The organism is Stieleria varia, from assembly GCF_038443385.1.
GTDB classification, from domain to species: Bacteria; Planctomycetota; Planctomycetia; order Pirellulales; family Pirellulaceae; genus Stieleria; species Stieleria varia.
Genome location: NZ_CP151726.1, coordinates 2,103,676 through 2,129,121 on the forward strand (window position 1 = coordinate 2,103,676; position 25,446 = coordinate 2,129,121).

A 25,446-nucleotide genomic window follows, 5' to 3' on the forward strand; every position below is an offset into this window, starting at 1 on the left:
CTGTCGCCGTAAGGGGCCGAGTGCTCCGTCCCCTCTGGCGATTAAGAAGCACCGTCTGATAGTGCGGGCCATCACGCGAGCGATCGTGGCTTCAGTGGGACCGAAGACCTCCACGCCAACAAGTCGAGTCATGGCTTGCTCCCAAGGTGACGAGAATGAAATGAGAAGATCGGCTCTACCACTCCAGCACTGTCAGTCAGCCCAGGAAAAGTGCTCTGTCCCCACTGGCCCTTTGGGCGACGAGACCTGGGTGGAGTCGACTGCGAGGAAGTTCGATCTCGAATCGACGATGCGCCCCCAAGGCCGTCAACGAAAGTGATCACGCCCCTCCTGATCTTTACCCATTCTTCCAATTCGGTGTCCGACATCTTTTCTCTGACAAACGGCTGTTGAATCTAAAGCCGCCGAAAACCCAATGCAAGGCCGGACCCCAGCGAAGCTCTCCCTTGACGTTTCAATGAACTACCTCTATTTGCGGAGTTGCTTACGTGCAAATGCGACCTTCTTGATTTCCAAAGCTGTCTTTCGCTCATCCGGGATCAGCGACATTTGGACGATGAAATCAGTAAATCGCTTTTCCCGAAATGCCTCGGAAGCTTTCGTGCGATAAATACTGTCATTGTGATCGTTGATTTGCTTTCTCCACTTTCGATTACATTCATCAGAGCATGATACTACCAATGCTTTCAAGGAATCTCTATCGAGCAAAAACTTTGCCGCATATTGCACAAAGACGATGTCACGCACATTCTCATAGGAACGACGCATCTCATTCTCGTCCGCGTATCGCCAATTCAGAAAGTAGTTCTTGAGATCGGAAGCTTCGACCGGGACTGTGCATTGAATATCAACTTGACGATCTCGTTCGATTGGACTTAACTCCGGGAGAGGGCCGATGCCTACGTGTGGACAGTAATTCGGCGATTCCTCTACTAAATAGCAGAATTCAACAAACCAACTGCTGGTGGAATAACGAACGACATTCGACACAGTCTTGGCCTCCTCAACCACTCCACCGTAATGCAATAAGACTTCTCCAAAGACCTCATCGATTACCTTGCGAAAGTACTGATTCACCCGCATCATTGATTACCTAAGATCTGGATTATCTCTTCGTTTAACACCGTTTCGACAGGAATTCCCCGTTCCTGTAGTCGACCTAGCTCGGTGCGGAAGGGCTTCGCCGGGGTCAGGCTTTGCATTGGGTTTTCAGTTGCAGTTTGTCCTCAATCGATGCTGCCCGTCGTCGTCACGACGGCGACTCGGCATGTCGTCGCTCGGCTCGGCGGGACGCGATTGGGGACAGGGCACTCTGTCGCCGTAAGGGGCCGAGTGCTCCGTCCCCTCTGGCGATTAAGAAGCACCGTCTGATAGTGCGGGCCATCACGCGAGCGATCGTGGCTTCAGTGGGACCGAAGACCTCCACGCCAACAAGTCGAGTCATGGCTTGTCCCCAAGGTGACGAGAATGAAATGAGAAGATCGGCTCTACCACTCCAGCACTGTCAGTCAGCCCAGGAAAAGTGCTCTGTCCCCACTGGCCCTTTGGGCGACGAGACCTGGGTGGAGTCGACTGCGAGGAAGTTCGATCTCGAATCGACGATGCGCCCCCAAGGCCGTCAACGAAAGTGATCACGCCCCTCCTGATCTTTACCCATTCTTTCAATTCGGTGTCCGACATCTTTTCTCTGACAAACGGCTGTTGAATCTAAAGCCGCCGAAAACCCAATGCAAGGCCTGATCCCAGCGAAGCTCTCCCTTGACGTTTCAATGAACTACCTCTATTTGCGGAGTTGCTTACGTGCAAATGCGACCTTCTTGATTTCCAAAGCTGTCTTTCGCTCATCCGGGATCAGCGACATTTGGACGATGAAATCAGTAAATCGCTTTTCCCGAAATGCCTCGGAAGCTTTCGTGCGATAAATACTGTCATTATGATCGTTGATTTGTTTTCTCCATTCTGCGTTTACCTGTTCAGAACGCCTACGTACGATTTCCACTAACTGTTGTCCATCCAGCAATACAGGAACGGCGTAGGGCAAGAACACTTCATCACGCACTCGCGTCATGGAAACTCTCATCTCCGATTCATTGGCATACTGCCAACGGGGACCGTATACGCGTAGCTCTGAAAACTGCTCTGGAACGGTGAACAAAATATTGACCTGTCGATTGCGGTCCATGACGTCCAAGAATGGGAACGGTCCAATCTCAACGCGTGGCCAGTATTGAGGGTAGTCTTCCCATAAAAACAGCACCTCGACAAACCATGTCGCCGATCGAAACAAAACGGAACAGCGGCGTTCATGCGATGTATCACGCAATGCTCCGTGCTGGAGCAAACAGTCTCCAAAAACGTCCGTTACTACACGGGGAAAATAACTGCCGATCCTCATAAATCTCTATCTACCAATGACATTAAGAATTTCGTCTTGCGGCACTTCCTCAACAGGAATTCCGCGTTCTCTTAAGCGATTCATTTCCGCGATGAGGAGGTCAAGCTTTCTATTTCGGCCATCAGGCCCCAAACTACGAAATCGGTCTCCCTCCCGAATGCGCTCGCGCAAGTTTCCGTCATTCAGTTTGTACCTTTCACGAGAAGAAAGTTTCTCCCAATCCGTCTCCGTCATTCCATTCTCGATGGTCCGAGCCCCGGTAGCCTTAGCAAATGGCACTACTCTTGAATATTGACCATTTCCGATGATGGTTGTCTGTTCAGAACCTACACTCGTGGTGCCGCAGTCATTGTGCACCAACAACCCATCCTCTGTCACCCGGAAGACGTGTTGGCCTTGGATTTCCAGGTTGAAGACGGCTTGGCTGTGGCCGGTGGAGTGGATGGCGGCGACGTTGGTTTCGCCACTGAGAGTGGCAACGGTTTCTCCGGGGAACAACTCGCCTGCTGGGACGTAGCTCTGACGATCCACGCTGTAGATCGGGTGGATCGCCGTCACGCCGATCGGCTCCGCCTGACCGGCCAATCGCAACTCCATCACTTCGCCGCTGCTGTGCAGGAAGCGGCCTGTGACGAGGGAACCGTTGCCGCCAGAGACCGACGGACAGGGTTCGATACCCAGCACCTGTGCCGAACCTTCGATCCCCATCTCCGAGAGCGTCAGCGTGATGGTTTCACCCACCGCCGCCCGTTGAGCTTCGATCCATTCGAGCGGACGCAGCAACTCAACGCGAAGCGTCCCGCCGTCCGGTTTGTATGGTCTCTACGACGAAACCGTCGTCATAAGCTGATACGGATTTGTATCATTCGCTCGATGGCTGAACGTCGGCAAACGATTGGAAACAGGTAACAGTGAAGTGATCAGCCACGAAAATCGCAAAGAGACACAAAAAGTACTGCGACCGCTTGATGATTGCCAAATTGAAATTCTTTCACATCAGCGAAATCGACCCACGTTTTTCGTGTGCTTCGTGCACTTCGTGGGCACAAAATGAACAAACAATGTCCCGTGCGTTTATCCCGCAGCAAGACCAGCAGCACGACAGATTACAATACCCTCTGTGTCCTCCGTGATCTCTGTGGCTAGGTCGTCGCGAGCGCGGTTCCGCACGGCATACGGCTGCAGCTTTCACCATCTAAACATTTCCGAGATAGGTTTTGCCACAAAGCATACTGAGTTGATTGCAAGGCAGCGAATGGTTTATGGGCCGCACCAAAGTTGAGCCGGAAATCTGCCTAATCAACCGAAAAGGCTCCTGACCCATATGTCTCGCTCAAATCATCTTCCTGGCGAACTCAAGACGTCTCAATTCTAAATTGGGGAGATGAACTTCCGGGGACACAGCACTTTATCGAGGGTTGACGGTTCCACCTCAGGTGATAGAAAGATAAGCCTCATCTAATACTCATCGCTTTGGGGGCTCACACCATGGCACGACTCGCTCGCGCGGAGGTCTTCGATCCCAACGAAGTCGCCTTCGCACACGTGATCGCTCGCACCGTCAGACGGTGCTTTTTGTTCGGAGACGATCCCGCCTCGGGGAAAAACTTCGACCATCGCAAGATCTGGATCGAACAATACCTCCAGCATTTCGCTGCATGCTTTGGGATCGACCTGATCTGCTTCGCGATTCTTTCAAATCATTACCACCTCATCCTCAGATCACGCCCGGACGTCGTCGAAAATTGGGATGACACGGAAGTCGCCCGGCGATGGTTGATGCTGTGCCCCCATCGCAAGGATGCCGACGGTAATCCCTGTCAGCCCTCCAAGCCCGAGCTCGACGCGATTCGCAACTGCCCGGTCAAACTGGCGGATATCCGCTCACGATTGAGCAATATCTCGTGGTGGATGCGATTGCTGAACCAACGGGTCGCTCAACGGGCCAATGCCGAAGACGAGGAGATGGGGCGGTTCTTCCAAGATCGATACAAAGCCGTTCGACTGATCGATGAATCTGCGGTGCTGGCCTGTGCGGCTTACGTGGACCTCAATCCGATCCGGGCCGCGATGGCCGAGACGATCGAGCAAAGCGATCACACATCGGCACAACGTCGAATCGAAACTCACACGCAACGACTTGTCGAAAGCCACAACGATGGACTGCGGCATGACGATTCGTTTCTCTCACCTGTGGAGAACGACGAAGCGGACGGCGAGACCGGTCCGGTGCCAAGTCAATCCGGCAAACGCTGCAGCGACAAGGGATTCCTGTGGTTCTCGCTAGAGCGATACCTTGAACTGCTGGACTGGACGGCTCGCGAAATCGCAGAAGGCAAACGCGGCCAGACACCGCAGCATCTCGCCCCCATCCTTCAGAGACTTGGTTTGGAGTCCTCGGTCTGGTGTGAGCTGGTAGCGGACTTTGGCAAACTCTTCAAAACGGTCGCCGGCAATCCGTGTGCGGTGGACGAGTATCGCAGTTGCCAAACCCAACGTCGCTTCCGTCTGCCCCGCCGGATCCGCGATCTGATCCCAACGGGCTAAAAGCTTCCCGCGATCAGCACCTTTTCTAAGTCGTTCTCTACAGCGACGCCGCTAGCGTTCTGGGCATCAGTTGCACCCTTCGCCCAAAACTTATGGCGAAAACGCCCATCACGTCGATCAACGCAAGCTAAGCTCCACCCGAGACCGCTCGCTATCCCAAATCACCAAATGGGACTAACCCAACCGCCCCAGCTTAGTGCCCTGCCCCCAAGCTTACCAAGCTTAGTGCTCTGTCCCCATACTCCTACTCACGCGAGTAGTAGTCACTCAGATCAATCGTTTGCCGGGGATTTTGCTCATCGGAGAGATCGATGGTGTGGCAGATCGGTTGCCACTGGACGACCAAACGGACGTCGACAGCGATGAATTTCCAATTGGTGTGCGGTGCCGCTTGATTCAGGATCCCTGTGTTTTTTGCGTTCTGCAAGACCGCGTAGACGAAGTTGGCGGCTCCGTAGTCTTCTGATTCGTAGTAGTCGCCCCAGTAGTAGCTCTCGGTGTCCCAGTACCAGTATTCGACTTGGACCTTGTAGACCTTTTTCCAAGTCGTGTACGTGTTCGACTTGGCACTCGCCTGATTCGAGAAGCAAATTGCGAAAAACGCAAATAGTCCGATCGCCGCCAACGGAGCGGTTCGTTTGTAATGCATCGCTATTCTCCCTGAAAACTTCGGTGGGAATCGAAATTGATAGACGCCCACTCAACGGATGCCCAAGGAGCCTTTCAAACGGACACAAAATTCAAGAAATTTCGCACGCAGATGAACGAGAGAAAGCTGACGTGCCGTGATTGCACTTGTGTCGTGCAATCGACTCGACTCCCAACTGCTTCTTCTCACTCAATTTTCTTTTTCGACGAATCTTTGTCTCCACTCAATGCACTGCGAGAGCGAACCTTATTCGTGGCCGATGCCAAGACCCAGATGGCCAGCAACGCCAGCGTGCCCCACGGTGCGACTAGTCGGGAGCCTTTTGCAATTCCAGATGCTAGGACGCTGGAGCCAAGCCCGGCTGCTTCTTCCATGTTGTCTGCTCGAAGCCTGTGAGGCTGGTCAAGTACCGCCGGAATGAGCCACCAAAGTGTGCAAAAGAAGGCACCCGCAAGAACTGGGCCAAGCCAGAGTGGGGCGACGAGAAACAACCCCCATAACAACAAGATCGGATTGTCATCGCGTCGATTCACTTCGTATTCCCCCGGCAGCAGTTGACAAACCTATCGGTGGCAAATTCTATCGTCCTGAATTAGCCGTAGTAACCGTAGGTCATGCTGTGCATGACGAAATGCGACCCGCCGAACTTCACGCGTGGTGGCCAAGGTTCGGCCAAGACTCCTGGTGAAGTCCATCGCGGTCGGGTTGCGTTGTACGGATGGTGCCATGTATCGCAAGACCACGAAGTGGTCAAAGAGGGCAGCCGACGGTAGAGCGGAGCGATCACCGCTGGTTAGTTTCTGCACAGATCAGCGTGCCACGCGATAGCGTCTGGTTCTCACGTCTCTACTCGGAATCCGGACCCTATCGCGCAGTGGCTGTTGAATCATCCGTGTTCACCGCGCCAGCGTCGCACTGCATTTTCCTGCCAAGAGTTTGCCTGCGTTCCCCCGGTCGTCTTCCACTCTCGATTTGTCGCAAATCGGATTCCGCACGCGAAGGCGCTAAGAAAATGATTTCGGCCTCAGCTTCGCGCCTTAGCGCCTTCGCGTGAGTCCTTCTGCCAACCGACGGCAATCTCGTTCGCGTTTTCCCGGTTGTTCACTCGCACATCGGATAGCGACGCATGCCCCCTCACCCCCTGCCCCTCTCCCCCAATATTTTCGCGACGTTGTCTTTGGCGATGGTTGGCTTGTCTCGCGAAAATATCGGGGGAGAGGGGAGCCATTTTTTTGTGTGGTTCGTCTTGGGTGTCGATGAAATCGGGATTCGTCGGTCATGCTGTGCATGACGAAATGCGTTCCGCCGGACTTAACGCTTGGTGTCTTGGATTCGGGAAACGCCTTGGTGGAATGCCCCCTCTCCCCCAATGTTTTCGCGACGTTGTCTTTGGCGACGGTTGGCTTGTCTCGCGAAAATATCGGGGGAGAGGGGAGCCATTTTTTTGTGTGGTTCGTCTTGGGTGTCGATGAAATCGGGTTTCGTCGGTCATGCTGTGCATGACGAAATGCGGCCTGCCGGACTTAACGCATGGTGGTCTAGATTCGAGGGAATGCTCTTGGTGACGCCGGACGCGACCGATCGCGTTGCACGGAATCCGTCGTGCCCAGCATGACCCGCTTGTTCGACCAAATTTCTTTTTTTTCTTGGCGGGTTCCGAATGTGCTTTCGGCTTCTATTGCGTGCACAGGAGTTGTTCGGCACGGAAGCTGTTTTTTTTCAAAGGTTGCACATCATGTACATGAAACACACGTTTTTGTTGGTCGCCGCAATGTTGTTCTTGGGTCAAGCATCCGCTGAGGCTCAAAATCGAGTTCGACTCGAGACCGACCTCTCGCCGACAAGCTTTGCTCGGCAGGTCGAACCCCTGGCATCGGGGGCCGTGAAGTATGAGGAGAAAGGAAGCGTTCGCAAGTTCAGTTGCGAAATGGAGGATCTGTTCTTTGTTCAGACGGTCATCGTCCGACGTGGGTCCATCGTCTTGGGGATCCTGGATGTCGATAATTTTGGGATGATTGATTTGAACCTGGAGACGGAACTGGGAGATCGGATCACACGGATGCGAGCGGGAAACGTCATTCGCGTCTACGATTTTGATACCGGACGACAGCTCTTTTTCGCCAGGCTGCAGCCCAGGAACTGAATCCGGTCTCACGGTGCCCACATGCCTCCGGTCAGCCACCGCGCCCCGGAGGCGAGTGATTTCGTTGGTTGAACAATCTCGCTGGATGTACAATGACGATCTCGCTGCGGTGGTGCGGCGACTAGACCATTGAAAAATGAACTGCAGGACGGTGAATTGCTGATGCCCCACAAGTCTGCGAGCGACGCCACACTGTTGATTCGTTTCCAAGCAGGAGACGAAGATGCTGCCACGGCGATTTACTCTCGGTACGCCAAGCAGTTGCTTTCGCTGGCGAATCGAAATTCGGGAGAAGCCCTGGCATCGCGAGTCGATCCCGAGGACATCGTCCAGTCAATCTTTCGGACCTTTTTCCGACGGGCATCCCAAGGGCACTATCAGATTCCTGACGGTGACGAATTGTGGAAACTGTTTCTGATCATCGCCCTCAACAAGGTCCGCTCGGTGGCCGAGTTCCATCGAGCGGCAAAGCGAAACGCAGGCCAGACGCAGACATTGGGCAATTTCGACGCAGGCGATGTGGGTGACACCTCAGAAATCCTGAGAATCACCATCGAAGAAGTTCTATTGAGCTTGCCCGAAGATCACCAAGCTGTCGTTCGAGATCGAATCGATGGGTTTGAGGTCAAGGAGATTGCGGAACGCAATGCAACGTCACGCCGCAGTGTGGAACGAATACTGCAGGGCTTTCGCAATCGGCTTCGAAAGTCATTGGAACTGACGTGATTGACCAACGCTACTCTCTCACCGGAGAGGCTTCCCTGCGGATCGAGTCTCTGCTGTCTCAATTTGAGCGTGATCGAGACCGTGGGCCGATCGAAGATTTTTCGCTCTATACGCCGCCGATTGATGATCCCGCCTATGCGGCAGTCGTCACCGAGTTGGCCCGAGTCGATTTGGAACATCGGTTTGACGAAGAAGGCGATGGAGATGCCAGCCGATACATCGATGCGTATCCGGACGTGTTTGCCGAAGAACATTGCTTGCTGCAGATCACGTACGAAGAGTACCGCCTGCGACGCTTGCATGGCGAAGATGTTCAGGCGACAACGGTGGCATCACGCTACGGTATTGATGGAAGTCGTTGGATCGAACTGCCGCTGGGAGACGATTCGGAGGTCGACGCTTGCGGCAATCAATGCGACAACAAAGGCGACGCAACCTCTCGTCGATACACTCCCGGTCGGTCGTCCGGCGAACAGCCGACTGAGTATCCCCATGTCGGCGACCTCTTTGCGAGTTATCAATTGGTTGCTCAACTGGGCGAAGGTGCGTTTTCGAGAGTGTTTCTTGCTCGACAATCCGACTTGGCCGATCGATTTGTTGTCTTGAAGGTGACGCCGCTGGAGACACGGGAATCAGACAAACTAGCAAGACTGCAGCACTCCAACATCATCCCCATTTTTTCGGTGCATCGGGAAAGGAACCTTTCGTGCATTTGCATGCCGTTTCTTGGCACCACCACACTTGCCGAAGTGTCCGCCAGCGGCGAGCGTTGGGCGGCGTTGGACGGACCGGCGGAGGAACTGATTTCAACGATTCTGGCTCGTCGGCAATCCACGATCAAACTCGTCGCAGACTCGCAATCGCAACTCATTTCTGAGACGCCAGACTCCACTGTTTCTGATCCCGGCTCGATGAGGGCGGAGCAGGATTGGACGACAGACGAATTGCTGACGCTATCCAATCTTGGCTACGTGGATGCTCTGGTCACGCTGGCGATCGGGGCTGTGGAAGGCGTCGCGCACGCGCACCGGCGCGGGATCGTTCACCGTGACTTAAAGCCAGCGAATATTCTTGTGACGGACGACGGCACGCCCGTCTTGCTCGATTTCAATCTGGCGATCATCACGGACGAAACTGACAATCGGGTTGTCGGTGGAACGTTGCCGTATATGTCGCCTGAACAACTCGATTCGCTTCGCACGGGAGCTCAATCGTTTCCCAGTGATGACGTGTTCGCCATCGGTGTGATTCTGTACGAATTGCTCTCCGGGCACTTGCCGTTTTCCTGCCCGGATAGCCGTTTGTCTTTTGACTTGGATCAGGTCATTGCCGATCGCAAGCGAACACCACGGTCGCTCAGTCGCCTCAATTCGCATGTTTCGCCGGGACTGGCGGCGATCGTCCAGCGATGCATTTCACCGCAGGCGGCGGATCGATATCAAGACGGCTCGGAGCTGCTGGAGGACTTGCGTCGGCACCGCCAGGACCTCCTGCTGCGCTACGCACCGAATCATTCGCTGGGCGAAAGATTGCGAAAATGGACACGGAGACATCCCCGGCTGGCTTCTGCGTCGACGGTGACGATGGTGGCAATGAGCGCGTTGCTGGCGATCACATTTTTCTGGTGGCAAGGCAGGATTCGCAATGAGCGTCTGAACGCCGAAGTCATGTGGCAGCATTTCTCGGCAAGGTTTCCAGCGACGGTCATGGCACTGTCCTCGCCAGGGCTTGAGCCGGAAATCCTGACGGATGGACTTCAGCAATCCAACGAATTGCTACAGCAGTGGAACGTCGATTCCGAACATTGGCGGCAACGATCTCATGCGGATCGTTTGGATGCGGATCAACAAGCACGCTTGTCACGCCAACTCGCCCGATTGCTGTATCTCAGCGCCGCCACCGAGATCGACCTTGCCTATACCGACAAGGGTGATGACCGTGTGCGACAAAGCCATCTCGCTAATGCTGAGGCAATGAATCGACGAATCACTCGACTGGAACCTGAGTTTCGAGACCTTGCCTCTCATCAAAATCAACGCATCGCCAGTTTTTATCAGGAAAAGTATCCAAACGATCCGCTTCGCAGAGTGTTTAGCATCGTGGCCACAGACGATGAGGGTCACCCCATCGAAGCAACATCGGTCGGCTCTCCAAGCGAACTGCTGCAACTGATTAGCGTCCAACTGGATCGTGAACCGACGAATGCAATTCTCTGGTTTCAGCAGGGCGCTGCCAACATGCGAATGGGGGACTTGAACCAATCGCTATTCAGTTTCGACACCTGCGATCGATTGCACCCCAAGACGGTCGCGACGGTTTTCAATCGAGGGCTCTGCCATCTGGAGCTTGGAAAGCACCGCGAGGCGATGAATGATTTCGCAGAGTGTTTGCGAATCAAACCAGGACTCACCAATGCCAGATTCAACCATGCAGTGGCCGCACATCGCATGGGTGACCATCGTTCGGCGTTGACGGATCTGAATCAATTGATCGACGCCGGAGATCCGAGGACGCGCACGTTGCTGTTTCGCGCCGAGGTTTTTGATGCGATGGGTGAGTCGAAACTTGCGGACCGTGATCGAGCGGCCGCGAGATCCGTTGAGCCATCCGGGGGCCAGGATTACTTGGCCAGGGGAGTCAGCATGCTGAGTGAATCTCCCAAGCAATCGCTTGCCGATTTTCAGGCCGCAGTACGACTCGATAGCGGCAACGCCGACGCATTACTCAATATCGCCCATGTGCAATCGGAGTTTTTGGACCAGCCAGAGCAAGCGATCAAGACGCTTGATCGACTTGCCGCATTGCGTCCCCAAGCAGCATTTCCGGTATCGTCGCGAGGGATCTTGCGGGCTCGCGTGGGGCAATGGCACGACGCCATCACTGACGCCCAATCGGCTGCAGAACTTTCCCCGGGCGGCAGAGAGCAAATGCAGATCGCTGGCATCTACGCGATGGTCGCACACGCTGAGTCGCTGGAGGACTCAGGCGTCGAACAGAGTCCGTCTGAGCTTCGAGGCCTCGCCTTCATGTGGCTGGCCCGCGCGATCAACTCGGACGCTTCCTTGGCCAGGGTGGCCATCGGGGACCCGGACCTGTTGAGTTTACGGCAAAGTCCGCAATTTCAACGGCTGATCGGGGGTGCCGAAATGATCCGGCAAACCGCGAATCAACCGCGCTAGCTTGCAGGCCGCCGAGTAAAAAAGCTCGACTTCTTTGGCGGACGATGCGGCCTTTTCCGGCTTCTGTTGGGTGGAAACCAAAATCAGCACCGACTGCTTGGTCGAACCGGCATCCCACAATCCAACATTTCGAACGAGGAATTCAAATGGCTGTCACCCGAAAACGCTTCCGTCGCGGCCCCTTCTTGGAGACACTTGAAGGGCGAATGCTGCTTGCCGGTGACGGATTTCACAATTTCCTGCAGCCACATGATGTCAATGACGATAGCCGTGTTTCAGCAGCAGACGCATTGTTCGTCATCAATCGACTCAGCGGCGATGACTCACGTGGCTCCGCGTCTTACGAAGACGTCAACGATGACGGCCGAGTCACCGCTCAAGACGCCCTGCACGTCATCAATGGGCTGTCGCACGATCGCTCCAACAGCAATGCGAACGACGAAGCGATCGCGCGGCTGTACCGCGAGGATGGTGTTCGCGTGAAGGTGGAGTTCGAGATCGAAGACTCCGGTCTGAAAGTCGAAGTCAAAGTTCAGAACGCGGCCCCCAACGAAACGTTTGAAGTACGGGTCGACGATGTCAGGCTCGGCGAGATCACCACAGACGGACGAGGACGCGGCAAACTCGAGCTCGGTGCCGGCCAAGATCTGCCACTCCCATCGGTGATGCCGCAGATCCGATCGGGAATGACGACGGAGCTTGTCAGAGCGAGCGACTCATCGTCCAGCACAAGTTCGTCCAGCACAAGTTCGTCCAGTTCTGATTCGTCCAGTAGCGGCAACTCGTCAAGCTCTTCCTCAAGCAGCTCAGACAGTTCCTCCAGCAGCACGGGAGCCTCAACAAGCGATACGAGGGAATTGAAAGCACGGCTCATTGGAGATGCCTCCATTGACGCCGAGTCGAAATTCGAGAGCTCGCCCACTGGCGTTGAGTTCAGCGCTGAATTGAGAAACGCTCCGGCCAATACAACGTTTGATGTACAGGTGGATGGCGAGATCGTAGGCGCGCTGACGACCGACAGTCGAGGCCGCGGGCGATTGCAATTCGAACAGAACGACGACTCGAAACCGTTCCCTGCCAATTTTCCAAACGTTGATGTCGGAACGCAAGTTCGAATCGGCGACACGCTCAGTGGGGTCTTTCGGCTCGACGGTGCAAGCTCCTCGACCGGCGGCGGCAGCTCATCCAGCGACGATTCATCCGATAGCAGCTCAGGCGACGACACAGGCAGCAACGGCGGTGTGACCGCAGGTGCAGTGCTTGAACTGAAATCGCAGTTGAGAGGAATGTCCGGCGTTGATGCAGAAGCGAAGTACGAGAGTACAATGAGCAGTGTGGAATTCAAAGTGGAGCTCGAGGACGCCCCCGCCAATGCGGAGTACTCGGTTACAGTGGACGGCGTCACCGTAGGAACTTTACGGACAGACAGTCGTGGTCGCGGACGCTTGCAATTCGAGCTCAATGATGACTCAAAGCCCTTTCCGGCGAATTTCCCTGCCGTAGCGGCGGGGACCGAGATCCGGGTCGGGAATCAGCTTGCCGGGACCTTTGGCTTTGGTTCCAATGATGATTGAGCCGCGACAGTCACTCCGCCGCGGGTCATTGGCCTAACACGATTCGCTCATGTCAATCCTTTTCCCCTTTATCAATCGACATCGACCGCGTCGTGCATCCAAACGCACGATGCGAGTCGAGTCGCTTCATGCGCGAATCGCACTTCACGGCAGCAGTGTCGGTGCCTCTGATCCGCTTCCCTGGTTTGACCCTGGAGCGTTGACCTATAGCTTTGCACCCGACGGAACGAACGTTGCTGGCCACTCCAGCCAATTGTTTTCCGTGCTCGACCAGCTCTCTGATTCGACACTGTGGCAGAACGAAGTCGACGCTGCGATGAATACTTGGTTGCAGCCCTTAGGGGTGGCCGCACATCAGACGACCGATTCCGGAGCACGCTTCGGTATCGCCGGAGCAACGCAAGGAGATGTGCGTTTCGGCGACATCCGAATCGCTGCCATTCCACTCTCTGATGACGTGATTGCAACTTCGGTGCCCCACAGCTCAATTGTTCGTGGCACTTGGGCAGGCGACATCTTGCTCAATTCCAATGCAAACTGGAGTGATTTACAGGATGTGTTCGCCGTCGTCTTTCATGAATTCGGACACGTGCTGGGGCTAGAGCATTCAGATGACCCGTTGTCGCCGATGTTCGTTCATGGGGTTCACGACGTGACCTCGCCAACCGCCGCGGACATGGAGAAGCTGCTGGATCTGTACAACGGGATTGAGTTCAAGGAGCAACACGATTCGGACGGCGAGAATGTTGGTGAGGGGACCGATTCCGCAGGCAACGCATTCGATACTGCGATCCCGCTGCTGCCCAACGTCGGGACCACACTTCGTTACACATCAGTCGGCTCCATCGGTGTTTCCGGCGATCCCGTTGTCTATCGCCTAGAACCCTCGCTGGGAGCTGCAGAGGAGTTGGAACATCTGAACATCGCCCTGCAAGCCAATGGTGCTGGCCGATTGATCGCAGAAGTGGATGTCTTTGACGAAGACGGCAAGATCGTTGATTCTCAGGTCATTCACCATGGCGAAGGTGCCATCGTTGTTCAAGCCAGGAATGTCAGGAATGACGACGTTTACTTCGTCCGCGTCCGACCAGCAGAAACTTCGCCTCAGTATCAGACAGGCGATTTCGAACTCGTGATGGATTTCGGGCCTCGGATTCGCCAGTCGAGAGAAGTCGCTGATGTGAGGCTGGACTCGGTCAATCGGAACAGCCTACTGAGTTTCTCCGTCGAAACATCACGATTCATCCACCTTCATTTTGATTCAGAACCGCACAACGGAACCGGCGCACGGACCTGGGCCACACTCGTGGATTCAAGCGGTACTCCGGTGGCAAATGCAACGTTCCAGGCCGGGGAGTCTCGTTCAATGCCGGTGGTTTTCCTGCCCTCCGGAACTTATTCCATTGAGCTTGTCTCAGAAGCCGAGTTGATTGACGAAGCCACTCGCGTCAATGTTTTTGTCGATGAGATTTCACTTGACGTCGGCCCAGGTGTCACTAGCCCTATCGGCGAACCCTACCTGTGGTGCGATGACCCCAATGCAAACCCGGATTACTGCTATGAGTACACCCCCGTCGAAGTGACGGTGCCTACGTATACGAATGATGTGCCGGAAACCTATCCAGGCGGTTTTCAGTGGTGGATGTACTACGGATTCCGCTGCGACGACTACACCGGCAGCGATCTGGTAGGTCTGCAGTCGGAGGATCCACTTTGGTGGGACTACTACACCGAAGTTTGCCAAGCAGACCCAACCACCAATCCAACGACTCCAACCAATCCAACGACTCCAACGACTCCAACGACTCCAACCAACCCCACAACGCCGACGAACCCCACGACGCCCACAACGCCCAGCAATCCCACAACACCGACGAACCCCACAACGCCCAGCAATCCCACGACACCGACGAATCCCACAACACCCAGCAACCCCACGACACCGACCAATCCCACGACACCCAGCAATCCCACGACACCGACGAACCCCACAACACCACCGCCGACAGGATCGAGCACAAGTCCTTGGCAGAATCACTTGAATCGGTTCGACGTCTCGGGAAACCAGCTCGTCACGGCTTTTGATGCCTTGATGGTGATCAATTTACTTGGGAGTCAATCGAGCAAGTCGGTTGACGTCGTGGGCAATACGACCAACGTTTACACCGACGTGAACGGTGATTTTGTAGTCAGTGCGTTGGATGCGTTGCTGGTGATCAATGAGATTGCACGTCAAAAAGCGGTTGGCGAAGCCGAGCTTGTTGCGGCACCGACGGCGGGGGCATTGGCACCGCAAAGGCGGACGGAACTGGCATCCACCGTTTCAACAGAAGTCGCCTCCCTGTTTTGAAATCGAAAACATCGCGTCGTGTTACAATTCAGGTGTCCAATCGTGCTTGAATGAAGGTCTGACATGACTCCTGCTGAGAAACCTGGTTTGCGAATGACCGCCCAGGAGTACGCTGAGTGGGAACGGCAGCAGACCGAGCGGCACGAGTTCTATAATGGCGATGTTTTCTCACAGGCAGGCGGAACGCGACGCCACAGCCTGATCGGAACCAATATCGCGAGTTCGATCAACCGTGTGTTACGCGGACATGATTGCCAAGTACATGGCAGCGACATGCGTGTTCATATCAAGGCGACAGGTTATCAGGCGTATCCCGATGCTTCCGTCGTCTGCCCGCCTGTCGAAGGTGACTCGGACGAAGTCATTACGAATCCGGTATTGTTGGTCGAAGTCCTTTCGACATCGACAGCGGACTTTGATCGAGGTGGCAAGTTCGGGCATTACCGACAAATTCCTTCGCTGAAAGAGTATTTGATTTTCTGGCAGGACGAACCGCGAGTGGAACAGCACACACGTACCCCGGACAACCTTTGGCTTCTACGCGAAGTGGTCGGCATCGATCAAGTGCTACAGCTTGCCAGCCTTGGTCTACCCTTTGACCTTCGTGACGCGTACGACAAGACAGATGTCGGCTCGTAGCGTTGGACAGCGATCGTAGATCATTCTGTGCATGACGAAATACGGTCCGCCGAACTTCACGCGTGGTGGTTTGGATTCGGGAAAACGCTGCAAGTGATCGCCCGACGAGACCGGGTTGCATTTTGCGGATGGCGTCATGTAGCACACGACCACGAAGTGGTCAGAGATGGTAGTTGGCTTATCAGCCGCCACGCGATAGCGTCCGGTTCTCACGCATCTACTCGAAATTCATACCCTATCGCACAGTGGCTGTTGAATCATCCGTGTTCACGGGCCTGCGTTGCACTGCATTTTCTTGCCAAGAGTTTGCCTGCGTTCCCCCGGTCGTCTTCCACTCTCGATTCGTCGCAAATCGGATTCCGCACGCGAAGCCGCTAAGACGCGAAGAAAATGATTTCGACCTTAGCTTCGCGCCTTAGCGCCTTCGCGTGATTCCTTTCTCCAACCGACGGCAATTTCGTTCGCGTTTTCCCGGTTGTTCACTCGCACGTCGGATGGTGACGCATGCCCCCTCACCCCCTGCCCCTCTCCCCCAATATTTTCGCGACGTTGTCGTTAGAGATGGTTGGCTTGTCTCGCGAAAATATCGGGGGAGAGGGGAGCCATTTTTTAGTGTGGTTCGCCTTGGGTGTCGATGGAACCGATTTCCGTAGGTCATGCTGTGCATGACGAAATGCGGTCCGCCCGACTTTACGCATGGTGGTTTGGATTCAGGAAACGCTTTTGTGGAATGCCCCCTCTCCCCCAATATTTTCGCGACGTTGTCGTTAGAGATGGTTGGCTTGTCTCGCGAAAATATCGGGGGAGAGGGGAGCCATTTTCTTGTGTGGTTCGCCTTGGGTGTCGATGGCATCGATTTCCGTAGGTCATGCTGTGCATGCCGAAATACGTTCCGCCCGACTTTATGCATGGTGGTTTGGATTCGGGAAAACGATGCAGGTGATCGCCCGACGAGACCGGGTTGCATTTTGCGGATTGTGACATGTAGCGCAAGACCACGAAGTGGTCAGAGATGGTGGCCGGCTTATCAGCCGCCACGCGATAGCGTCCGGTTCTCACGTCTCTACTCGAAATCCAGACCCTATCGCGCAGTGGCTGTTGAATCATCCGTGTTCACCGGCTTGCGTTGCACTGCATTCTCTTGCCAAGAGTTAGCCTGCGTTCCCCCGGTCGTCTTCTACTCTCGATTTGTCGCAAATCGGATTCCGCACGCGAAGACGCTAAGACGCGAAGAATATGATTCCGACCTCAGCTTAGCGCCTTAGCGCCTTCGCGTGAGTCCTTCTGCCAACCGACGGCAATTTCGTTCGCGTTTTCCCGGTTGTTCACTCGCACGTCGGATGGTGACGCATGCCCCCTCACCCCCTGCCCCTCTCCCCCAATATTTTCGCGACGTTGTCGTTGGCGACGGTTGGCTTGTCTCGCGAAAATATCGGGGGAGAGGGGAGCCATTTTCTTGTGAGGTTCGCCTTGGGTGTCGATGGCATCGACTTCCGTCGGTCATGCTGTGCATGACGAAATACGTTCCGCCCAACTTAACGCGTAGATGCCCGGGTTTGGGCAAGACTCTTGGCGTGTTCCATCGTGGCTGGATTGCGTTAAACGGATGGCGTCATGCACAGCATGACCTACCGGTTGTACAATGGGGCAAGCCGCACCGCATGTTTGATACGTCTTTGAGCCACCCAAATGTTTGCTTTGCCAGAACGCATCCCACTGCTTATCGGCGTCCTTTTGGGCGTCGGTTTCGTCTCCGCCGCTGGTGTTTCGGCACAGGGTCGGTCCGGTCGAACCATTGTGATTCGTAGCGTGCCGCCGGAGAGCTTCTCCGGCACGGTGTCGACTTATGGGATCACTCGCGAAGACGTTCATCGCATCGAGACCCTTGTCCCGACCATTCAGACTTTGATCCCGATCCGCACGGTTCCGCAAGAAGACGTCTCTGTCGGGGACCAAGTCCTGCAAACGACGATCGCGGGCACCAACAACCAGTACGCTGAAGTCAAAGGATTCAAATTGACTCAAGGGCGTTTCCTGACCGAAGCCGACTCTGTCCACCAAAACAGTGTCGCCGTGATCGACAGCAAACATGTCCAGAGACTGTTTCCCAATACCGATCCGATCGGCAAAGCAATCCAGTTCAACCGCGAGTATTTCACGGTCGTGGGGATCGTCGATAGTGAAACGCTGCCATCCATCTTCATTCCGATCACGACGATGCGCTCGCGAATGGGGGATCAGTTGTTGCGACGCAAGTCGGGACAGTTTGAATTACAAAGGTACGAACTCAGCGAGGTCGAAATCCTGGTCGACAACGCCCCCAAGGTCGAACAGACGGTGAAGATCATCGAACAGATCCTGCTGAATCAACATCAAACCAAAGATTACGAAATCAAGGTCAGACCATGAAACGGGCCACGACACTCCTGCTGATGGTGATTGTCTCTGCGGCAAGCCTTTGTTCTGTCGCGCAAGCTCAACGTTTCGGAGGATTGTCGGCGGCGGAGATCTCCGCATTGCAGGCAAAAATCAACAAGCAGATTCGCGAGTCGGGAACGCTGGAAAGTGCCTCAGCGGTCACCCTGCACGCTCCCTTTTCCGCAGCGATTCTTGAGATCACGCCGGAAGGCACGCAGGTCAAACAAGGCGACCAGGTCATGCGGTTGGACGCATCCGCGATCGAGCAGGAGCTGTCGACGCAAAGGACAGAGCTCACGAATCGGCTTGCGGAGTTGGCGACGGTTGAGCATGCCGTCAAGGGACTCGAGAGAGACCTTCAAGGTGTTCACGAGAAAGCCGAAAAGCAGATTGAAGTTGCGAACATGAAGCTGGATGTGTTCTCGGGAGACGGTGGTGAAATGAATACGACCGAGCAAGACTTGGCAGAACAATTGTCCGTCGCCGAGAAAAAGATCGCAGCAGCGAACGTGGCAATGGAAGTTGCAAAGCAAGGCTTTGAGAGTGGATCGGCAGACAAATCGGCAGTCCTGACAGCCGAAGCATCACTTGTGGCCGCTCAGGCTGAATCCGCGATGATCCAGCGGCACCAAAGGCTCAATGAGCGGAAACATGCCCTGCGTCTGGCTGAACTGAAGCTGCAGCTTTTTGTCCAACAAGTCGACCTCACCAAGGCGACAACGACGCTGGAATCGGAAATCGTCAAAGGCCGGATGCAATTGACGGCAGCAAGAACGGCGGTCGGGGCGGTTCAATCAAGAATCGCCGAACTGGAATCCAAGGTGGAATCGTCTGTGATCAGTGCTCCGCAGGACGGCTTCGTTCTATACCCAACGCCTCGACGAGGTCAGGAGACGATGGAAGTCGGAGTCAGTGTCCGAGAGAGGCAGGAGCTGTTGATGATCGCGGACATCAGCAACATGCAAGTCGCAGTGACTGTCAATGAAACCAGGATCGCCCGAGTGAAGAAGGGACAAAAGGCGATCATTCGTGTCGATGCACTCCCCGATCAATCGTTTCGGGGAACGGTCACACACGTCAACGCCACTCCAGAACCAGCCAGCTTTCTGCAGGATTCCGGTCGTCAGTACAAAGTCATCGTGGCAATGCAAGACCCCAGTGACCAGCTACGAATCGGGATGACCGCCATGGTCGATATTCAGGCGGATAAAAACGAGTAGACGCGGGCTTACTTGGTTGCGTTCGATTGAAAAGCAGGGTCACTCGAGTCGCCGCCGGCGCGGATGTAAGCGATCAAATCGAGGATCTCTGCTGAAGTCAACGTGTTGATCAATCCCTCAGGCATCTCCGAAACTGTGGATTGTTTCCTCTGAGCAATTGAATCCACCGCAATCTCCACGGTTTGTTGCGTGAAGGGTTGCGTCCTCAGGATCACGCTCGCGTCGGTTTCTCCCACGACGCGTCCTGTGAAGAGCTCTCCATCGTCCGTTAAAATCTTGACCGATTGATACTGCTCCGGGATGACTTTCGACGGACTAATGATGGCCTCAAGCAGGTAGTCGGGAGTGAATCGGTTTCCAGCCCCCGTCAAATCGGGACCAGTGCTGGCACCGGTACCACGCATTCGGTGGCAAAGCTGGCACTGAGTGCTCTCGTACGCTTCTCGTCCTCGCTCAAACGATCGTCCCGCAGACACTTGATCCATCAACGGACTGAGATCGCTCAGTTGCCAGTTGTGAACGAACGATCGTGGGGCTTGAATCTTACTGATCGACTTTGGCTTCTCACGGCCGCTGATAATGCCGGCAATCGACTTCTTTTCCTCAGAGGAGAGTGTGCGAATCGCATCCGCGATTGTCTGTTTGAAAAAACCCTGAAAACTTTCTCCTCCTTCGTAGCGATCGTACGCCATTCTCAGCCATGTGAAATAGGCTTTTCGTTGCTGGATCGTCCAACCCGAACGAAGCGACCGCAACGCAAACGCGTAAAAGAATTGTTCTTCTTGTGATCCCGCGTTCGCCATCAGTTCCAAAGCCGGATCAATGACCGCTGGCGATTGCAGTCGCACCAGCAACCGGCACAGTTCACGATTGATCGCCCAACCATGCGGCGAAGGAAACTCCGCAGCAAGTCGCATCGCCGTGGCGTCGTCCGTTTCGCCATCGGTGCTCATTCGGCTGAGCACCAGCGAGTAGGCACGCAAGAGTTCGCCGGTTTGGACCTGTGAAAGATTCGCAAATGAAATCTCGTTGAGCTGTGTGATCAACGCTTGCTTCATCGATGCGTCTCCGCATCGGGCAAGCGCGACGATGGCTTGTAGCTTGGCCGTCCCGCGAGTCTCATCCATCGCCCGTTGGTGCCACTTGTCCAATGGCTGACGCTCCAGTGCCAAGCGTGCCGCGTAACGTATCATTCGATCATCATGATTCAGGTGAACAAAAACCGTCTCGATCGAGTCGGTTGTTCCGTCGCCGGGGATCGATTCCAGTTGTCTGCGTAAGTCTCGTAAGGTTGCCGAATTGTGATCCGCATCCGACTCAGTCAAACCGACTTCTTCATCGCCGGTGTATCGGACACGATAGATTCCGGACTGCGTGTTCCGTCCCCCCGTCAGGAAATACATTTCGCCGTCGGAATGGACGATCAAGTCAACGACCGGCAGCGGTTTGCCTTGGATGAACGTTTCAAAGGAGCCTCGGTACGTGGCACCATCGGGTGAAAGGCTCATCGCATAGATTCTGCCGTACGCCCAATCCGCGGCGAACAACGCGTTTCGATAACGCGATGGAAAACTCGCACCATGACCAAATTCGACGCCGGTGGGGGAACCGAAGCCGACATCGACGACCGGCCCGATGCTGTCGGTGTAGTGATCGGGCCACTTCGCCGAACCGTACCGCCAACCGTACTCTCCACCGGGGACCAGATGACTCACTCGGCAGGGCCGATACCACGCAGCACCTTTATCAAATTCCATGTCGGAATCGAACGTAAAAAGTTCGCCATCTGCATTGAACGCCAAGTCGTACGCGTTTCGTAAGCCGCCGGCAACCAAAGTCCACTCTTTGCCATCGAGATCTGTTTTCAGCACCCAGCCGCCTGGTGCCATGATCCCTGTCGCAATTCCTTGCGCGTCATCGACGCGCGGCAACAGGATGTCCTCGGCATAATTGCGATAGGGAGAGTCTTTTGAAACGTTCTCCGGTAGGTGCGTGTGATTTCCGCCCATCACATACAGCATGCCATCGGGACCGAGACGGATTCCGTGTGGACCATGACCACTGCTGATCAGCATGTTCTGCAAACGCAACTTGACCGAGCGAAAGTTGGTCGACGAGTTCGTCAACTCAAACGATTGAAGCAATTCAACACTGTCGTACTGGTCGTTGTTGTCGGTGTCACGCACTCGATACAAACCGGGGCCGTCGGCGATCGGTCCTGAGACGACGACATAAAGCTGATCGCCGACGCACTGCAAGCCTTGAGCATGGCCGATGTCCAGGTCGATGGGCTCCACGCCAGGAGCGTCGCTGCCCGTCAACTTCACTCGGTAAAGTCCTCCACGTTGATCGCTGCAAATCAATCGCCCTTTCGGATCCTCGGTCATGCATACCCACGATCCGAACGAATCCAGCGGCACCGAATACACCAAGTCAACGGCAAACCCATCGGGTACCTGTATATCTGTCGGCTCAGTCGCGTCAGCGGAAAAGCATTTCCCGTCAACTGCAAGATAAAGCATCCATGCGACGACGACAGCGATTCGCAGAAAGAGAGCTTGGGGACTCAGGTGCATTGTCAGGCGGGAAAAGCGGTTTTTCATTCGCAATCACTCGATGTGGATCGACGTTGTTCCCCCGGAATAAGTATAGTCTCATGAATGTTATCACATCAAAACCTGCCGCCGACTTGCACGCTCGCAGACGCCCGGTCGCGTCAGTGGGATGTACTGGTCATTGGTTCAGGTCCATCGGGGTCATTATCGGCTCGACAGCTCGCCGCGAGTGGAGCCTCGGTGTTGTTGGTAGACAAGTCCGAGTTTCCACGACGCAAGGTTTGTGGATGCTATTTGAACGGTTCGGCATTGGCGACGCTCCGGTCCGTCGGTCTGGGAGAGCTGACCGCATCGTTGAATGCACCGTCGGTCGACCGCGTTCGAATGGGGAGTCAGGGGCGCACCGCCGAGTTGTCGTTGCCGCGAGGCGCCGCGATTTCGCGTGAAGTGTTGGACAGCGAATTGGTTCGACATGCCATCTCGGCGGGCGCGGAGTTTTTGTCCGGGGCAAGCGTTCGCGTGGGAGCGTTGGGCGAGCAGGAACGCTTGTTTGAAGTTTCTCATGCCGAGGGAAAGTGTGGTGGTCGTGCGAAGGTGATCATTGTCGCCGATGGGGTCTCCGGACATTCACTCCGGGAATGCACGGACATCCAGTTTTCGTTTGCACCACATTCGCTGATCGGTACCGCCGCGATGACAGACACGCTGCCGGATGGTTATCGCAAGGGCACGATTCACATGGCGATTGGAAAGTCGGGTTACGTCGGCGCGTTGCAATTGCAAGACGGTCGTTTGGACGTCGCCGGTGCATTTGATCCTGATGAAATCAAGCGATCCAGCGTAGGTGAAGTCGCGCAAGCGATTTCCGACGGTAGTGGTCTGCCGCAGTTGCGCGGACTGGCGTCGCTGGACTGGCGAGGCACTCCGCCGCTTTCCCGGACTCCTTCACGCCCGGCCGCTCAGCGACTGTTTTTGGTGGGAGATGCGGCAGGCTACGTGGAGCCATTTACCGGCGAAGGAATGTCTTGGGCATTGGCGAGTGGTCGATCTGTTGTACCTTGTGTCGCTGAGGCACTTGACGGCAAGGTTGACGAGGCTCAACTGCGTTGGGTCCGAGAGCATCGGCGTTTGCTACAATCACGCCAGCGTGCTTGTCGATGGCTCACCCGAGGACTTCGTCGCCCGGTCCTGGTTGGGGCGGCCATTTCGCTGTTGTCACGGATGCCATCCTTGGCGTCTCCCGTTGTGAGTTGGATCAACCGTTCCCCTAGCTTGGAAGCATCGTGAGTCAACCGGTCGATCTGAACGACAACGCTTGGATGTCAAGTGTTGATGGAAAACGTGAGTACAATAAAGCTCTCTTTGCGGTGGTCGCTGCAAAGTACGACTTTGTTACCAAAGCACTTTCGTTGGGTCGCGATCAGGCGTGGAAACGCAAGTTGATTGCAGCGCTGCCGGAACTGCCGACGCCGCGTTGTCTGGATTTGGCCAGTGGCACCGGCGACGTCGCGTTTGCGCTCGCCGATCGATATCCGCAGGGACTGATCATCGGGTTGGACTTGTCCGAGGAAATGTTGGACGTTGCTCGTGTGCGACAAAATCAAGACAACGTTGCTTTTCAACTGGGCGATATGGCGGAGACAGGGATCCAGTCAGGCTCCATCGATATCGTCACTGGTAGCTATGCGTTGCGTAACGCGGCTTGTCTTGATGCCGCATTGGATGAGATCGCGCGAGTGCTACGCCCCGGAGGCTATGCAGCATTCTTGGATTTTTCCAAGCCCAAGAATCGATTCATTCAAGTGATACAGAACGGGGTGTTGACCTTGTGGGGCAGTTTTTGGGGACTGATGTTGCACCAAAAGCCATCGACGTATGCCTACATCGCCAAATCGCTCCGGCAGTTTCCGGATCGCGGAACGCTGCACGAAATGATTCGCGAGCGAGGATTTACCGATTTGAAATCCAGTCGGTTTTATTTTGGCACGCTGGAACTGGTTGTATTCCAAGCACCACCGGCACCGTGAGTTTGACGAACAAGATGTTCTTTTCTGATTTATCTCAACGGTCGACCGAAACCGAGTTGATGGATTCGCGTGACAGCGATGTCGGACAACTGTTCAATACATTGGGACTTTTCCCGACGATCAATCGTTGGCTGACGCCGTGCCACAGGTTGATCAATCACTATATTTTGTCCGCCATGAAGTCAGACCGGCATCGGCGATGGACATTGCTGGACATCGGTGCCGGGGGCGGCGATCTGGCACGCTGGCTGTCCGATCGTTGCCATCGTCTGGGCATTCATCTCGATGTGACCTGTTTGGATCATGACCCGCGGGTCATCGAGTTTGCCAGGCAGAAATGCGATTCGTATGCGAATATCGAGGTCCGTCATGCCAAGGCGCAATCGTTGCACGGCACGGACGAGCAGTGGGACTTTGTGTTTGCCAATCATTTTCTGCATCACTTGCATGACGAAGAACTTTCGCCTGTATTGAGCAAGATTGCCAGGGTGACGAAGCACCGGTTTGTGTTGTCGGATATCCATCGAACGGGGCTGACGTACTTGGCATTCTCGTCCTTGCTGCCGCTGCGTTGGACCAGAAGCTTTGTTTACCACGATGGCAGGACATCGATTCGGCGTGCCTTTACCGTCGCCGAGTGTCATCAAATGCTCGCGGCCGCAGGGATGAATGGATCGGTAAAAGTGCGACGCTACCTCCCCGGCCATCTCGCAATGATCGGAAATGTTGCAGGGCTTGGCGAGTGATTTCGTCGGGGTTCAAATGCCGGAACGCGCTAACCAGGGTTATTCATGAGCCGCGGGCGCGATCCAGCGCGTCCCGCTTATCATGGCTGTGTTACAAATCGCTTGGTGGTGTCATGCGCCCTGAGCCGCTGGCCGTCAGGCCACGGGTTTTACGCATTGCAATGTATGCCCGGTACGTGCAAGACCCGGCCGCTCACGCGTCACGGCTCACGGCGTTTGGTTGCGTCATCCGCTTCGATAGGTTGAGCTGTTTGGGATTGAACACCAGTTTCCGCAGA

Annotated in this window: 18 protein-coding genes; 13 read left to right on the forward strand and 5 right to left on the reverse strand. The window is 55.1% G+C overall.

Annotation, left to right across the window (positions count from 1 at the left end; all coding sequences use genetic code 11):
- Positions 1-468 precede the first annotated feature (468 nt).
- The 3 genes from Pla52nx_RS07255 to Pla52nx_RS07265 form a co-directional block, all read right to left on the reverse strand.
- Positions 469-1,086: a hypothetical protein gene (locus Pla52nx_RS07255; RefSeq protein WP_342190359.1), complete on the reverse strand. Its 618-nt coding sequence runs from the start codon at positions 1,084-1,086 to the stop codon at positions 469-471.
- A gap of 694 nt (positions 1,087-1,780) precedes the next feature.
- Positions 1,781-2,182: a hypothetical protein gene (locus Pla52nx_RS07260; RefSeq protein WP_146522387.1), complete on the reverse strand. Its 402-nt coding sequence runs from the start codon at positions 2,180-2,182 to the stop codon at positions 1,781-1,783.
- A gap of 219 nt (positions 2,183-2,401) precedes the next feature.
- Positions 2,402-3,178 carry a hypothetical protein gene (locus Pla52nx_RS07265; RefSeq protein WP_146522388.1) on the reverse strand — a complete coding sequence of 259 codons (777 nt, stop codon included), beginning with the start codon at positions 3,176-3,178 and terminating at the stop codon, positions 2,402-2,404.
- A gap of 705 nt (positions 3,179-3,883) precedes the next feature.
- Here Pla52nx_RS07265 and Pla52nx_RS07270 point away from each other — a divergent pair.
- Positions 3,884-4,942, forward strand: coding sequence for a hypothetical protein (locus Pla52nx_RS07270; RefSeq protein WP_146522389.1), 1,059 nt, complete (start codon positions 3,884-3,886; stop codon positions 4,940-4,942).
- A gap of 244 nt (positions 4,943-5,186) precedes the next feature.
- Here the strand turns inward: Pla52nx_RS07270 and Pla52nx_RS07275 are convergent, their stop codons facing one another.
- Positions 5,187-5,591: a hypothetical protein gene (locus tag Pla52nx_RS07275; protein ID WP_146522390.1), complete on the reverse strand. Its 405-nt coding sequence runs from the start codon at positions 5,589-5,591 to the stop codon at positions 5,187-5,189.
- A 623-nt stretch (positions 5,592-6,214) separates the two neighbouring features.
- Here Pla52nx_RS07275 and Pla52nx_RS07280 point away from each other — a divergent pair.
- The 9 genes from Pla52nx_RS07280 (at position 6,215) to Pla52nx_RS07320 (ending at position 19,840) form a co-directional block, all read left to right on the forward strand.
- Positions 6,215-6,364 carry a hypothetical protein gene (locus Pla52nx_RS07280; protein WP_197454943.1) on the forward strand — a complete coding sequence of 50 codons (150 nt, stop codon included), beginning with the start codon at positions 6,215-6,217 and terminating at the stop codon, positions 6,362-6,364.
- Positions 6,365-7,326: 962 nt separating this feature from the next.
- Positions 7,327-7,734: a hypothetical protein gene (locus tag Pla52nx_RS07285; RefSeq protein WP_146522391.1), complete on the forward strand. Its 408-nt coding sequence runs from the start codon at positions 7,327-7,329 to the stop codon at positions 7,732-7,734.
- A gap of 162 nt (positions 7,735-7,896) precedes the next feature.
- Positions 7,897-8,460 (forward strand): RNA polymerase sigma factor, encoded by a 564-nt coding sequence (locus Pla52nx_RS07290; protein WP_197454945.1) that lies wholly within the window; start codon positions 7,897-7,899, stop codon positions 8,458-8,460.
- Complete coding sequence (locus tag Pla52nx_RS07295; RefSeq protein WP_146522393.1) at positions 8,457-11,639, forward strand: serine/threonine-protein kinase; 3,183 nt, start codon at positions 8,457-8,459, stop codon at positions 11,637-11,639. The genes Pla52nx_RS07290 and Pla52nx_RS07295 overlap by 4 nt, the downstream gene beginning before the upstream one ends.
- Before the next feature lie 146 nt (positions 11,640-11,785).
- A complete protein-coding gene (locus Pla52nx_RS07300; RefSeq protein WP_197454946.1) occupies positions 11,786-13,213 on the forward strand; it encodes a dockerin type I domain-containing protein in 1,428 nt (475 codons plus the stop codon).
- A 49-nt stretch (positions 13,214-13,262) separates the two neighbouring features.
- Positions 13,263-15,563 carry a dockerin type I domain-containing protein gene (locus Pla52nx_RS07305; RefSeq protein WP_146522395.1) on the forward strand — a complete coding sequence of 767 codons (2,301 nt, stop codon included), beginning with the start codon at positions 13,263-13,265 and terminating at the stop codon, positions 15,561-15,563.
- Positions 15,564-15,626: 63 nt separating this feature from the next.
- Positions 15,627-16,202, forward strand: a complete 576-nt coding sequence (locus tag Pla52nx_RS07310; protein ID WP_146522396.1) for a Uma2 family endonuclease — start codon at positions 15,627-15,629, stop codon at positions 16,200-16,202.
- Between the two features lie 1,689 nt (positions 16,203-17,891).
- Positions 17,892-18,611, forward strand: coding sequence for an ABC transporter permease (locus Pla52nx_RS07315; protein WP_146522397.1), 720 nt, complete (start codon positions 17,892-17,894; stop codon positions 18,609-18,611).
- Entirely contained in the window at positions 18,608-19,840 is a 1,233-nt protein-coding gene (locus tag Pla52nx_RS07320; protein ID WP_146522398.1) for an efflux RND transporter periplasmic adaptor subunit, read from the forward strand. The genes Pla52nx_RS07315 and Pla52nx_RS07320 overlap by 4 nt, the downstream gene beginning before the upstream one ends.
- A gap of 8 nt (positions 19,841-19,848) precedes the next feature.
- Here the strand turns inward: Pla52nx_RS07320 and Pla52nx_RS07325 are convergent, their stop codons facing one another.
- A complete protein-coding gene (locus tag Pla52nx_RS07325) occupies positions 19,849-22,443 on the reverse strand; it encodes a c-type cytochrome (RefSeq protein WP_146522399.1) in 2,595 nt (864 codons plus the stop codon).
- Positions 22,444-22,500: 57 nt separating this feature from the next.
- Here Pla52nx_RS07325 and Pla52nx_RS07330 point away from each other — a divergent pair, with 57 nt between their 5' ends.
- Genes Pla52nx_RS07330 through Pla52nx_RS07340 form a run of 3 tightly spaced genes read left to right on the forward strand, consistent with a single transcriptional unit; the run spans position 22,501 to position 25,168 of the window.
- Positions 22,501-23,682, forward strand: a complete 1,182-nt coding sequence (locus tag Pla52nx_RS07330) for an NAD(P)/FAD-dependent oxidoreductase (protein WP_146522400.1) — start codon at positions 22,501-22,503, stop codon at positions 23,680-23,682.
- Positions 23,679-24,422 (forward strand): ubiquinone/menaquinone biosynthesis methyltransferase, encoded by a 744-nt coding sequence (locus Pla52nx_RS07335; RefSeq protein ID WP_146522401.1) that lies wholly within the window; start codon positions 23,679-23,681, stop codon positions 24,420-24,422. The genes Pla52nx_RS07330 and Pla52nx_RS07335 overlap by 4 nt, the downstream gene beginning before the upstream one ends.
- The gene (locus tag Pla52nx_RS07340) at positions 24,419-25,168 is read left to right on the forward strand and encodes a methyltransferase domain-containing protein (protein WP_146522402.1); all 750 of its coding nucleotides are present in this window, start codon (positions 24,419-24,421) and stop codon (positions 25,166-25,168) included. Before Pla52nx_RS07335 ends, Pla52nx_RS07340 begins: the two co-directional genes overlap by 4 nt.
- Positions 25,169-25,446 lie beyond the last annotated feature (278 nt).